Origin of the sequence: Xanthobacter sp. 91 (assembly GCF_000702385.1) — a bacterium.
Lineage (GTDB): Bacteria > Pseudomonadota > Alphaproteobacteria > Rhizobiales > Xanthobacteraceae > Xanthobacter > Xanthobacter aminoxidans.
This window is the reverse complement of the sequence record NZ_JNIB01000001.1, coordinates 3910281-3922100: the sequence shown is the minus strand read 5'-3', so window position 1 is coordinate 3922100 and position 11820 is coordinate 3910281. Positions and strand designations below refer to the sequence as shown.

The 11820-nt window shown below is 69.9% G+C and carries 12 protein-coding genes; 6 read left to right on the top strand and 6 right to left on the bottom strand.

Going from position 1 to position 11820, the window contains the following annotated elements; all coding sequences use genetic code 11:
- Window positions 1-6: 6 nt before the first annotated feature.
- Window positions 7-378, bottom strand: coding sequence for a DUF423 domain-containing protein (locus A37E_RS0118375; RefSeq protein ID WP_024279659.1), 372 nt, complete (start codon window positions 376-378; stop codon window positions 7-9).
- Between the two features lie 299 nt (window positions 379-677).
- On the opposite strand from A37E_RS0118375, the gene acs reads away from it, so the two are divergent.
- Window positions 678-2630, top strand: a complete 1953-nt coding sequence (gene acs / locus A37E_RS0118370) for an acetate--CoA ligase (RefSeq protein ID WP_029557943.1) — start codon at window positions 678-680, stop codon at window positions 2628-2630.
- A 293-nt stretch (window positions 2631-2923) separates the two neighbouring features.
- Here the strand turns inward: acs and A37E_RS0118365 are convergent, their stop codons facing one another.
- From A37E_RS0118365 to A37E_RS0118355, 3 genes are all read right to left on the bottom strand, one after another.
- Complete coding sequence (locus A37E_RS0118365; RefSeq protein ID WP_024279661.1) at window positions 2924-3196, bottom strand: hypothetical protein; 273 nt, start codon at window positions 3194-3196, stop codon at window positions 2924-2926.
- A 105-nt stretch (window positions 3197-3301) separates the two neighbouring features.
- Window positions 3302-3703 (bottom strand): TIGR02301 family protein, encoded by a 402-nt coding sequence (locus A37E_RS0118360; protein ID WP_029557941.1) that lies wholly within the window; start codon window positions 3701-3703, stop codon window positions 3302-3304.
- A 59-nt stretch (window positions 3704-3762) separates the two neighbouring features.
- Window positions 3763-4227 (bottom strand): NUDIX hydrolase, encoded by a 465-nt coding sequence (locus tag A37E_RS0118355; protein WP_051679151.1) that lies wholly within the window; start codon window positions 4225-4227, stop codon window positions 3763-3765.
- A gap of 196 nt (window positions 4228-4423) precedes the next feature.
- On the opposite strand from A37E_RS0118355, the gene A37E_RS0118350 reads away from it, so the two are divergent.
- The 3 genes from A37E_RS0118350 to A37E_RS0118340 all read left to right on the top strand — a co-directional run bounded on the left by A37E_RS0118350 (window position 4424) and on the right by A37E_RS0118340 (window position 6895).
- Complete coding sequence (locus A37E_RS0118350) at window positions 4424-4987, top strand: HD family hydrolase (protein WP_051679150.1); 564 nt, start codon at window positions 4424-4426, stop codon at window positions 4985-4987.
- Window positions 4984-5490 carry a tyrosine phosphatase family protein gene (locus A37E_RS0118345; protein WP_024279665.1) on the top strand — a complete coding sequence of 169 codons (507 nt, stop codon included), beginning with the start codon at window positions 4984-4986 and terminating at the stop codon, window positions 5488-5490. Before A37E_RS0118350 ends, A37E_RS0118345 begins: the two co-directional genes overlap by 4 nt.
- A 220-nt stretch (window positions 5491-5710) precedes the next feature.
- Window positions 5711-6895 (top strand): MFS transporter, encoded by a 1185-nt coding sequence (locus tag A37E_RS0118340; RefSeq protein ID WP_038193363.1) that lies wholly within the window; start codon window positions 5711-5713, stop codon window positions 6893-6895.
- Between the two features lie 5 nt (window positions 6896-6900).
- Here the strand turns inward: A37E_RS0118340 and A37E_RS0118335 are convergent, their stop codons facing one another.
- Window positions 6901-7830: a methyltransferase domain-containing protein gene (locus A37E_RS0118335; RefSeq protein ID WP_029557937.1), complete on the bottom strand. Its 930-nt coding sequence runs from the start codon at window positions 7828-7830 to the stop codon at window positions 6901-6903.
- 79 nt (window positions 7831-7909) lie between these two features.
- Here A37E_RS0118335 and A37E_RS0118330 point away from each other — a divergent pair, with 79 nt between their 5' ends.
- Both A37E_RS0118330 and A37E_RS0118325 read left to right on the top strand, forming a co-directional pair.
- Entirely contained in the window at window positions 7910-8956 is a 1047-nt protein-coding gene (locus A37E_RS0118330) for a ligase-associated DNA damage response exonuclease (protein WP_029557936.1), read from the top strand.
- Window positions 8953-10584, top strand: coding sequence for a cisplatin damage response ATP-dependent DNA ligase (locus tag A37E_RS0118325; RefSeq protein ID WP_029557935.1), 1632 nt, complete (start codon window positions 8953-8955; stop codon window positions 10582-10584). Before A37E_RS0118330 ends, A37E_RS0118325 begins: the two co-directional genes overlap by 4 nt.
- A gap of 373 nt (window positions 10585-10957) precedes the next feature.
- On the opposite strand, the gene A37E_RS0118320 is transcribed toward A37E_RS0118325, so the two are convergent.
- Entirely contained in the window at window positions 10958-11641 is a 684-nt protein-coding gene (locus A37E_RS0118320) for a helix-turn-helix transcriptional regulator (protein WP_029557934.1), read from the bottom strand.
- Window positions 11642-11820: the final 179 nt, after the last annotated feature.

Sequence of the window (11820 nt, the reverse complement as noted above, 5' to 3'; positions counted from 1 at the left end):
ACCGGCTCAGTGTCGCCGGGCGAGCAGCGCGGTCGCCGCCACCATCAGCCAGCCGAGGATCATCAGGCTGCCGCCAAATGGCGCACTGCCGCCCAGGAGCTTGACGTCCATCAAGGCCCTTGCGGCCAGATCGCCCGAAAAGAGAAGCGTGCCGAGCGCGATGGCGCTCGCCCCCACCTTCAGCAGCACGCCCCCGCGCGTGAGCTGGAGGGCAAGAGCGACCAGCGCCGCCAGCGTCGCGGCGTTGAACAGCAGGAAGTGCGACGCGGTCTCAAGGTTGGTGCCCCCGCCCACATGGGCCGCAGCAGCCGCGGCCGCGACACCGGCCGCACCGAACAGGCCGGCAAGAAGGACGAGAAGACGGGTCCAGAGGTCCATCGGGTGTATCCTGTCGGGCGTTTGCCGGGGCGTTTCCTGGGGCGTTTTTTGCGGGCGCATCGCGGGCGGTTGTCTATACGCCCGGCGGGCGGATCGCGGGAGCCGCGCCGGCTGCGGCATCGCGCGCCGCCACGGCGGTGCGCACCCCGGGGACCAACCAAGGGCTATGAGCCCAAAGTCTTGACCGGCGGTGCCTTGTGAAGCGTCGAGGCGCTCAGCATAATCCGCCCCAACCAAGGCGGGTACCGCCGTGAATGATGGACAGCGGACGAAGCGGTCCGCGCGAGGGAGGCAGAAGAATGTCCGACAAGGTCTATGACGTTCCGTCCCAGTGGGCCCAGAAAGCCTATGTGGACGACGCGCACTACAAGTCCATGTATGCCGCCTCGGTCAACGACCCGAACGCCTTCTGGGGCGAGCACGGCAAAAGGATCGACTGGTTCACGCCCTACACGAAGGTGAAGAACACTTCGTATGACCCGGGCCACGTCTCCATCAAGTGGTTCGAAGACGGCGTGACAAACGTCGCCTACAATTGCGTGGACCGGCACCTCGAGACCCGCGGCGACCAGGTGGCCATCATCTGGGAGGGCGACAGCCCCAACGAGAGCCGCAAGATCACCTATCGTGAGCTGTCCTCCGAGGTGAACAAGCTCGCCAACGTGCTGCGCAACCGCGGCGTGGAGAAGGGCGACCGCGTCACCATCTATCTGCCGATGATCCCCGAGGCGGCGTTCGCCATGCTCGCCTGCGCGCGGCTCGGCGCCATTCACTCCATCGTGTTCGGCGGCTTCTCGCCGGACAGCCTCGGCGGGCGCATCGCCGATTGCGGCTCGAAGGTCGTCATCACCGCCGACGAGGGCCTGCGCGGCGGCCGCAAGGTGCCGCTGAAGGCCAATGTGGACGCGGCCGTGAACCAGATCGACGGCGGCGTGGACCACGTGATCGTGGTGCGCCGCACCGGCGGCAAGGTGGACATGACCCCCGGCCGCGACGTCTATTACGACGAAGCCGCCGCCATGGTGACGGACGAATGCCCGGCCGAGCCGATGAATGCGGAAGATCCGCTGTTCATCCTCTACACCTCCGGCTCCACCGGCAAGCCGAAGGGCGTGCTGCACACCACCGGCGGCTATCTCGTCTATGCGTCCATGACGCATCAGTACGTGTTCGACTATCACCCCGGCGACATCTACTGGTGCACCGCCGACGTGGGCTGGGTGACGGGCCATTCCTACATCGTCTATGGCCCGCTCGCGAACGGCGCCACCACGCTCATGTTCGAGGGCATCCCGAACTATCCGAGCGTGTCCCGCTTCTGGGACGTGATCGACAAGCATCAGGTGTCGATCTTCTACACCGCCCCCACCGCCATCCGCTCGCTGATGCAGGCGGGCGAGGAGCCGGTGAAGAAGACCTCCCGCGCCTCCCTGCGCCTGCTCGGCTCGGTGGGCGAGCCCATCAATCCCGAAGCCTGGGAGTGGTACTACCGCGTGGTCGGCGAGGAGCGCTGCCCCATCGTCGATACGTGGTGGCAGACCGAGACCGGCGGCATCCTCATCACCCCCCTGCCCGGCGCGACGAAGCTCAAGCCCGGCTCGGCCACCCGTCCCTTCTTCGGCGTGCAGCCGGAAGTGGTGGATGCGGCGGGCGGCGTGCTGGAAGGCGCCTGCGAGGGCAACCTCGTGATCGCCGACAGCTGGCCGGGCCAGATGCGCACGGTCTACGGCGACCATGAGCGCTTCGAGCAGACCTACTTCGCCACCTATCCCGGCAAGTACTTCACCGGCGACGGCTGCCGCCGCGACGCGGACGGCTTTTACTGGATCACCGGCCGCGTGGACGACGTCATCAACGTCTCCGGCCACCGCATGGGCACGGCGGAGGTGGAAAGCGCCCTCGTCGCCCATCCGAAGGTGTCCGAGGCCGCCGTGGTCGGCTTCCCGCACGACATCAAGGGCCAGGGCATCTATGCCTACGTCACCCTGATGGACGGCGAGGAGCCCACCGAGGAGCTGCGCAAGGAGCTGGTGGCCTGGGTGCGCCGGGAAATCGGCCCCATCGCCTCGCCCGACCTGATCCAGTTCGCGCCGGGCCTGCCCAAGACCCGCTCGGGCAAGATCATGCGCCGCATCCTGCGCAAGATCGCGGAAGACCAGTTCGACAGCCTCGGCGACACCTCGACGCTGGCCGATCCCGGCGTGGTGGAAGACCTCATCAGCAACCGCCAGAACAAGCGCGACGCGGCCTGAGGGCACGTCTCAGGCGCCCTTCATCGTCACCGTCATGGCCCGGCGCGTCCGGGCCATCCACCGGGCCGATGGAGCGGTGGGACCGACGAAGATCCAGCCCGGCCGCACCGTGGATCCCCGGACAAGCCGGGGGATGACGGCGGCGAAAGCGAAACCAGGACCAAGCCGGCGTCCCTCGGGGCGCCGGTTTTCTTTTGGCACCGGCGCACAAGAAAAAACCGGACGTTCGCGAGAACGCCCGGCGGGAGGAATGCGACGATCATGGAAGCGGCGAGGGGGGCTCGCCGCGCCGCTCAGTGCGAGCGGCTGACCACGGTGTATTCGCCGGCGGCGACCCGCTCGGCGACGCGCGCCATATATTCGGAGCTGGCGGCCTCGCCATAGGTGGCGACGAGGCTGCGCAGGGCGGTGAAGAGCGCGGCCTGCACCAGGCAGTCCTCGTCCAGCCCTTCGCGCACGGCCTCGACCCACGCATCGTTCAGATAGGTCAAGGCGGCGTGGCGGTCATCGGCGGCCATGTCCGAGATTTCGGGCAGGTCGATGACGGGGTTGGTCAAGGTGGACACGTTTGGCTGCCTCCACGCCGCAGAACCGAACGGCGCACCGGATATCTAGCACTTCACGCTGGGGGATTCAGGCGAGTTCTGACCAAAAGGTTAACACAGAAGGGGTCAATTCCCCCCATACCGCACCACGATTTCGTGAGTTAGCCGCCCGCCCTCGTCGAGCTGGCGATCCACCGCCATGCGCGCGGCGGGCGTGCAGCTGCGGTAGACCTCGGCATAGCTGGAATAGCCGCGGTTGAAGCTGGCGATGATCTTGGAGCGGCGGGCGTCCGAGGGCTGCTCGGTGTCGATGAGCGCCTGCATCTCGTTGCGCCAGCGCTGGGCTTCGGCGGTGACGCCGCACAGGGGCCGCAGGTAATGCAGGGCGCCGAGAATCTCAGCGAGGCGCATCAGGTCGCCGTCATAGGGCGGGGGCGCGCCTTCCGTCGGCCCGGCGGCGCGGGACGCGGCGGGGCCGGCGAGCATGAGGCCGGCAGTCAGGAGAAGGGCGAGCGCGCGCATCATCATGGTTCCGCCGCCACTCCTGCGGCGCGCGGCGCGCGCGGTCAAGGGGGCCAACCGGCGGTTCACATCTCGCCCATCAGGAGCGCGGCCTTGGCCACCACCTCGGCGAGCCCCTCGGTGGTGGTGAGGGCGGCGACCTCGTTGGGTCGGAACCAGCCGACCTCGGCGGCTTCCGCGCCGGGCTTCGGCTCCCCGCCGCGCCAGCGGGCGGCGTGGGCGAGGACCACGAAATGCGCCTTCAGCTCCCCCTCCCGGTTGCGCACGATGATATCGCGGGCGGCGGCGAGGCCGACGATCTCGGCCTCGACCCCCACCTCTTCCATCAACTCGCGCACGGCGGCCTCGGCCACCGTCTCGCCCGGCTCCACCCGTCCACCCGGCAGGCTCCACAGGCCGGCGCCGGGATTGGCGGCGCGGCGGGCGAGCAGCACGAGGGGGCCGCGGAACACGGCGGCGCTGGCGGCGAGCGTCGGGCGCACCTCGACCCGCGGGGGAACGGCCGTTTCGCTATCCAGGGTGTCGGACATGAAGGATCTCGGGCGAGGCGATGCAGCCGGAGCCGTGACGGGCGGCTTGTGAGGTTTCGGCCGGAGCTTACCTTTCCCCGATCCGAGGAGCACGCGATTCGTGACTGAGCCAGACGTCCCCGCCAAACCCGTTGCCAAACCCGTTGCAAAGACGACCTCCCGTCGTGCCGGCGCCGCGCCGCGCGCATGGCAGCGCATGCTCTCCGGCCGCCGGCTCGATCTGCTCGACCCCTCCCCCCTCGACGTGGAGATCGAGGACATCGCCCACGGTCTCGCCCGCGTGGCGCGCTGGAACGGCCAGACATCGGGCGCCAACATCTTCTCCGTCGCCCAGCACTCTTTGCTGGTGGAGAAGATTTCCCGCCGCACCCATCCGGACCTGGACGCCCGCTGGCGCCTGTGCGTGCTGCTGCACGACGCGCCGGAATACGTCATCGGCGACATGATCTCCCCCTTCAAGGCGGTGCTGGGGGGCGACTACAAGACCGTGGAGGCGCGCCTCCTCAATGCCATCTGCGTGCGCTTCTCTCTGCCGGTGGGCTGGCCCGATCAACTTTTGAAGATCGTCAAGGCGGCGGACCGTGCCTCGGCCTATTTCGAGGCGACGCGTCTGGCGGGATTTGCGGAAGAGGAGGCGAAAGCCTTCTTCGGCCACCCCGCCCGCCTCGACGCTGGGGTGGAAAAGGACTATCTCACCCCATGGGAGGCGGAAACGGCGAAAGCCCGTTTCCTCAAGAGATTCGAGGAGCTTGCGCCATGATCCATGTCTGCTCCCTCGCCAAGCTGCACGATACGGTCGCGACGACCGGCGCGCGGCATGTCATCACCCTCATCAATGGCGGCACGGTGCTGACCCGGCCGAGCAACGTCGACCCCACCAACCACCTCTTCCTCGGCATCAACGACATCGCCGAGGAGATCGAGGGGCTGGTGGCGCCGGGCGAGGCGCACATGCTCGAACTGTTCGAGTTCGTGCGCGCCTGGCCGCGCCAGACGCCGCTGGTGATCCATTGCTATGCCGGCATCTCCCGCTCCACGGCGGCGGCCTATGCCACGCTCTGCGCGCTGCTGCCCGACCGCGACGAGATGGAGCTGGCCCAGCGCCTGCGCCACGCCTCGCCAACGGCGACGCCGAACCCGCGCATCGTGTCGCTCGCCGATGCAGCGTTGCAGCGGGAGGGCCGGATGGTTGCCGCCATTCACTCGATCGGTCGCGGCGCCGACGCCTTCGAGGGCGAGCCTTTCTCCCTGCCGGTGGCCTGAGCGCAGCCGGAACCTCGACGGGACGGCGCGCGATCTCAGCTCTGCATCGCGCGGGCAGCATGGATGCCGGCTGCGCGCGCGCCCCACTCGCGAGCATGGCGGGCATGGGCTATGCTGCGCCGCAACTTATCCCCGACAGACTGAGCTGCGGGCCTCTGGGCGCCTCTTCGCCAGCCCGCGCCGTCTGCCCTGCCCCGGCCGCCCCGGCCAGAGACCGCCCATGCCCGCTTCCGCCCCGAGCCCGAACCAGCTGGGCTTCGCCCGCATCTTTGCCATGGCCGCCGCAGCCGGCGTCGCCGTGGCGAACATCTATTACAACCAGCCCATGCTGGCGGTGATGGAGGCCGACCTGCCCGGCCCGTTGACGCCGCTGGTGCCCACCGTGACGCAGCTCGGCTATGCCGCCGGCCTGTTCCTGCTGGTGCCTTTGGCTGATCAGCTGGAACGGCGGCGGCTCATCGTCCTGCATTTCGTCGCGGTGGCGGCCGCCGCCGCCTTGTCCGCCTTGGCCCAAGGGCCTGCGGCATTGCTGGCCGCCTCGCTGCTGCTCGGCCTCGGCTCCACGGTGGCGCAGCAGATCGTGCCGTTCGCCGCCCATCTCGCGCCACCGGAGAAGCGCGGGGCGACGGTAGGCACGGTGCTGTCCGGCATCCTCGCCGGCATCCTGCTCAGCCGCACGCTGGCCGGCTTCGTCGCCGCCCACGCGGGCTGGCGCGCCATGTTCTGGCTGGCGGTGCCCATGGCGCTCGCCGCCGCGGGCCTGATGGCCGCCATGCTCCCCCGCAGCAAGCCGGAGGGCGGGCTGAGCTATGCCAGCCTCATGGGCTCGCTCCTCGGATTGTGGAAAGAGTTCCCGGCGCTTCGGCGGGCGGCGATCACGCAGGCGCTGATCTTCGCCTCCTTCATCGCCTTCTGGACCATCCTCGCCTTCCGGCTGGAAGGGCCGCCGTTCGGCCTCGGCTCGGAGGCGGCCGGCCTGTTCGGCATCCTCGGGCTGGTGGGCGTGCTCGCCGCGCCGCTGTTCGGCCGCTTCACCGACCGGCGGGGGCCTGCCAGCGTGGTGGTGCTCGGCGCCGTGCTGGCGCTCGCCGCGTGGCTGTTCTTCTCGCTGTGGCCGCAACTGGCGGGTCTCGCTGTGGGCGTGGTGCTGATCGACCTCGGCATCCAGAGCGCGCTGGTGGGCAACCAGCACCGCATCTTCGCCCTGCGGCCGGCGGCGCGGGCGCGGCTCAACACCATCCTCGTGGGCACCATGTTCCTCGGCGGCGCCTTCGGCTCGGCCGTCGCCACGATGGCGTGGACATGGGGCGGATGGGCCGCCGTCTGTGCCACCGGGCTCATCCTGTGCGTGGGGGCGCTGGTCATCACGCTGGTCGCCGGGCGGGGCGCCTCGGCCAGGGCCTGAACGGCTCAGCCGGCCGCCAGCACGCCCACCAGCCCCGGCACCGGCACGCCCTTCTCCGAGCGGGTGGAGGCCCGCTCCAGCAGCACGACGGTAAGCCCCGCCTCCGCCGCCAGCGTGCGGACATAGTCCTCCCCATGGGCATAGCGCAGCGTCTCGCGCAGCAGCACGCCTTCGCCCTCGTGCGTCTCCAGCGTGAAGGCGAAGAGGCCGCCCGGCGCCAGCGCCGCCCGCGCGGCGTGGAAGATGGGGGCGAGGTCGCCCACATAGCAGAGCGCGTCGGCGGCGAGGACGAGATCGAGGCCGCCGGCCGGCATCGCCCCCAGCGCCGCGCCCATCTCGCCGGCTTCGAGGGCGGCATAGAGGCCGAGCGCGCGGGCCTTTTCCAGCATGGCGGGGGAGAGGTCCACCCCGTCGAGCCGCTCCACGAGCGGCGCGAAGAGCACGCCGGCGAGGCCGGTGCCGCAGCCGAGGTCCAGCGCCGCACCAAAGCGGACGTCGCGCCCCTGGGTGGCACAGGCGGCCCGCACCGCCTCCAGCAGCAGCTCCGGGCCGCGATAGGCGAGTTTCTCGCGCAGCGCCGTGTCGAAGCGGTCGGCATATTGGTCGAACAGGGTGCGCACATAGGCCGCCGACATCACGCCTTCCGCCGCCTCGCCCCCGAGCCGCGCCCGGCGCAGCCCCGCGCCCAGCCGGTCGGCAGGATCGAGCGCCAGCGCCCGGCCATAGGCCTCCCGCGCCGACTCAGCCTCCCCCTGCCCTTCCCGCGCCTCGCCCAGCAGGAACCAGGCGGCGGCGAAAGCGGGCGCCGCCTCCACCGTCTCGGCCAGGAGCTCGGCAGCGGCGGCGAAATCGGCTTCGGCCAAGAAGGCGCGCGCCCAGTCGAGCCGTCGGTCGAGGACGGGATCGCCTGAGGTGTCGAAGGCAGCAGCGGACAAGCTCGATCTCGCAGTTCGAGGGAACCTCGCGCAGGGGCGCAAGTCTCCCCATATAGTGGTGAACCCGCCCGATAAAGTGATGCGCCCGGAAGACCTCCTTTGCCCCTCGCCCAAGGGCCTCTACAGCCCCGCCGGCGATTTCTACGTGGACCCCACCCGCGCCGTGCCGCGGGCGGTGATCACGCACGGCCATTCCGACCATGCCCGCGCCGGCCATGCCCATGTGCTCGCCACCCGCGAGACGCTGGACATCATGGCCTTGCGTATGGGGCCAGGCTTCGCGGGGGCGACGCAGGCGCTGCCCTATGGCGAGGAGATCATCATCAACGGGGTGAAGGTGAGCCTCCATCCCGCCGGCCATGTGCTCGGCTCGGCGCAGGTGCGGCTGGAGAAGGACGGCCTCGTGATCGTCGTCTCCGGCGACTACAAGGACGCCGCCGACCCCACCTGCGCCCCGTTCGAGCCCATTCGCTGCCATGTCTTTGTCAGCGAGGCGACGTTCGGCCTGCCGGTGTTCCGCCATCCCCCGGCGGCGGGGGAGGTGGACAAGCTGCTCGCCTCGGTGCGCATCTTCCCCGAGCGCACCCACATCGTCGGCGCCTACTCCCTCGGCAAGGCGCAGCGGATGATGGCGCTGATCCGCCGCGCGGGGCACGACGCGCCCATCTACGTCCACGGCGCGCTCACCAACATCACCGACTATTATGAAAGCTGCGGCATGGATTTCGGCGAGATCCTGCCGGTGAAGGGCGCGCCGAAATCCGCCTTCGCCGGAGCCGTCGTCATCGCCCCGCCCTCCTCCATGACGGACCTGTGGGCGCGGCGCTTCGCCGATCCCATCACCTGCTTCGCCTCCGGCTGGATGCGCGTGCGCGCCCGCGCCCGCCAGCGGGGGGTGGAACTGCCGCTGGTGGTGTCGGACCACGCCGACTGGGACGGCCTCTGCGCCTCCATCCGCGCCACCGGCTGCGAGGAGTTGTGGGTAACCCACGGCGCCGAGGACGCCCTCGTCCACTGGGCCCACACCCGGCAATTGCGCGCCCGGCCGTTGCACATGGTGGGCTACGGCGAGGAGGACGAGGAGGCGGTGGTGCCGGCGCCGGAGGGGGAGGCCCCTGCCCCATGAACCGCTTCGCCGCGCTGCTGGATCGCATGTCCTACGAGGCCGGGCGCAATGCCAAGATCCGGCTCATGGCGGACTATTTCCGCTCGACGCCGGACCCGGAGCGCGGGCTGGCGCTGGCGGCGCTCACGGGGGCGCTGTCGTTCGCCAATGCCAAGCCGGGCGTGGTGCGCACGCTGATCGCCGAGCGGGCGGACCCGGTGCTGTTCGAGATGTCCTACGACTATGTGGGCGACCTCTCGGAGACCGTCGCCCTCATGTGGCCCCGGCCGGAGGGCGCGCGGCCGCACGCGCCGCTGCTGTCCGAGATCGTCCACGGCCTCTCCACCTTCTCCAAGGTGTCCCTGCCCCGGCATCTGGCCGACTGGCTGGACGGCCTCGACGAGACCGGCCGCTGGGCGCTGCTGAAGCTCATCACCGGGTCCATGCGGGTGGGCGCCTCGGCGCGCCTTGCCAAGACCGCCGTGGCGAGCTTGGGAGAGGTCACGCCCGACGAGGTGGAGCTGGTCTGGCCCGGCCTTGAGCCGCCCTATGAGGAGCTGTTCGCCTGGGTGGAAGGGCGTGGGGCACGGCCGGAGACCTCCAACCCCGCCCCGTTCCGTCCGGTGATGCTGGCCCACGCCATCGAGGAGACGGATTTCACCGCCCTCGACCCGGCCGATTTCCGCGCGGAATGGAAGTGGGACGGCATCCGCGTTCAGGCCGTGGCTGGCACCGGGCCGGACGGCGCGCGCGTGGCGCGGCTCTATTCCCGCACCGGGGAGGACATCTCCGACGCCTTTCCCGATATGGCGGAGGCCATCGCCTTCGACGGCGCCATGGACGGCGAATTGCTCATCGTCCGTGACGGCCGGGTGGAGCCGTTCAACGTGCTCCAGCAGCGGCTGAACCGCAAAACGGTGACGGTGAAGATGCTGGCGGAATTCCCCGCCCACATCCGCGCCTATGACCTGCTGGTGGACGGCACGGACGACCTGCGCGGAGAGCCCTTCGCCGCCCGCCGCGCGCGGCTGGAGGCGCTCGTGGCGCGCCTCCACACCCCGCGCATCGACCTCTCGCCAATGGTGCCCTTCTCGACCTGGGAGGCGCTGACTACCGCCCGCCGCGATCCCGCCTCCGCCGGCGCGGGGGCGGATGCCGGGGCGGTGGAAGGGGTGATGATCAAGCGGGCGGACAGCCTCTATCTGCCCGGCCGGCCGAAGGGGCCGTGGTGGAAGTGGAAGCGCGATCCCCACACGGTGGATGCGGTGCTCATGTATGCCCAGCGCGGGCACGGCAAGCGCTCGTCCTTCTATTCGGACTACACCTTCGGGGTGTGGACGCAGGGGGATGAGGGCGAGGATGTGCTGGTGCCGGTGGGCAAGGCCTATTTCGGCTTCACCGACGAGGAATTGAAGCAGATCGACGCCTTCGTGCGCCGCGCCACCATCAACCGCTTCGGCCCGGTGCGCGAGGTGGTCCACGAGAAGGACGAGGGGCTGGTGTTGGAAGTGGCCTTCGAGGGCCTCGCCCGCTCCACCCGTCACCGCTCCGGCATCGCCATGCGCTTCCCCCGCATCGCCCGCCTGAGATGGGACAAGCCGCCGGGCGAGGCGGACCGGCTGGAGACGCTGGAGGCGTTGCTGGGGTGAAGCGGGCGATGGATTGAATGGCGAGGTGGCGCGGCTCGAGGTGGCGTGCTGCCTGCCCCCACAACACCGTCATGCCCGGCCTTGTGCCGGGCATCTACGTCGGGCCGACAGCGCAACCTTTGCATGCGGCAAACGCATGCTCCCCGGACCAGCGACGGCGGAGCCGGAGCGCCGAGCCGGGGGCCAGCGCAAGAATCCCCGCGCAGCGGGTCAAAGCCCCAGAGCGGTGGGGTTCGGAAGCGCCTTCGGCAGTCCGTTGCGCTGGGCCCCGGCTCGCATTCCGCTACGCTGCATGCGTCCGGGGCGCGAGAGTGGCTCATGCGCCACCGGGCATGACGGCAGGAATGTGCAGCATCGTCAGGCTGCGATTACCCTACTGGCTCGCCCACACGATCCGCGCGATCCAGTCCACCTGATCGAGCGGGATCTGCCGGTCCTCGTGGGCGGGGTTGAGGGAGCGCAGCTCGATGTGGCGGGCGGTCTTGCGCACCAGTTCCTTGGCGAGCACCTCGCCCTCCTTGGTCTTCAGCACCACCCGGTCGCCGCGGCGCGGCTCGGAGGCGGGGGAGACCACCACGATGTCGCCGTCGCGATAGACCGGCTCCATGGAATCCCCCGCGATCTCCAGCGCATAGGCATGGGCGTCGTGCACGTCGGGAAAGACGATCTCGTCCCAGCCGGCGCCCGCCGGGAAGCCCGCATCGTCGAAGAAGCCGCCGGAGCCGGCCTGGGCGAAGCCGATCTGCGGAATGGCATTGAGCGGCCGCGTCGGGGGCGGCGACGCGTCCTCCGCGAAGCCCGCGCCGCCATGGGCGGCTGTCCGGTCGGAGCCGTCCAGCAAGGAGAAGAAGTGCTCCGGGCTGGTGCCGGTGGCGGCCAGCGCCTTGGCGATGCTCTCGGTGGAGGGCCAGCGCGGCCGGCCGTCGATGGTCACGCGCTTGGAGCGGTTGAAGGTGGTGGGGTCGAGCCCCGCCCGCCGGGCGAGGCCGGAGGTGGACAACCCGTGCTGCTCGGCGAGTTCATCGACGGCACGCCAGATCTTACCGTGGGTCAGCATGGGAAAGACGTTCCTTGCCTCGAGCTTCCTTGGCCTCGACAGCGAATCCGGATGCGGACCGGGGCCACCCGCGCGACACCACGCCCCCCGATGCGTGGAAGATATGAATTTGTTCCCCATTTGTACAGGACTTCAGTCCGCATGCAACCATAAGGCGAACACAGTTGCCCTTTCGTTCG

What these genes read in the sequence shown, in the direction of transcription:
- A37E_RS0118360 (WP_029557941.1), bottom strand. Translation starts at nt 3,703, where the DNA reads ATGATGATGCGCGCGCTCGCCCTTCTCCTGACTGCCGGCCTCATGCTC.
- acs (WP_029557943.1), top strand. Translation starts at nt 678, where the DNA reads ATGTCCGACAAGGTCTATGACGTTCCGTCCCAGTGGGCCCAGAAAGCC.
- A37E_RS0118350 (WP_051679150.1), top strand. Translation starts at nt 4,424, where the DNA reads ATGCTCTCCGGCCGCCGGCTCGATCTGCTCGACCCCTCCCCCCTCGAC.
- A37E_RS0118320 (WP_029557934.1), bottom strand. Translation starts at nt 11,641, where the DNA reads ATGCTGACCCACGGTAAGATCTGGCGTGCCGTCGATGAACTCGCCGAG.
- A37E_RS0118325 (WP_029557935.1), top strand. Translation starts at nt 8,953, where the DNA reads ATGAACCGCTTCGCCGCGCTGCTGGATCGCATGTCCTACGAGGCCGGG.
- A37E_RS0118345 (WP_024279665.1), top strand. Translation starts at nt 4,984, where the DNA reads ATGATCCATGTCTGCTCCCTCGCCAAGCTGCACGATACGGTCGCGACG.
- A37E_RS0118355 (WP_051679151.1), bottom strand. Translation starts at nt 4,227, where the DNA reads ATGTCCGACACCCTGGATAGCGAAACGGCCGTTCCCCCGCGGGTCGAG.
- A37E_RS0118330 (WP_029557936.1), top strand. Translation starts at nt 7,910, where the DNA reads ATGCGCCCGGAAGACCTCCTTTGCCCCTCGCCCAAGGGCCTCTACAGC.
- A37E_RS0118375 (WP_024279659.1), bottom strand. Translation starts at nt 378, where the DNA reads ATGGACCTCTGGACCCGTCTTCTCGTCCTTCTTGCCGGCCTGTTCGGT.
- A37E_RS0118340 (WP_038193363.1), top strand. Translation starts at nt 5,711, where the DNA reads ATGCCCGCTTCCGCCCCGAGCCCGAACCAGCTGGGCTTCGCCCGCATC.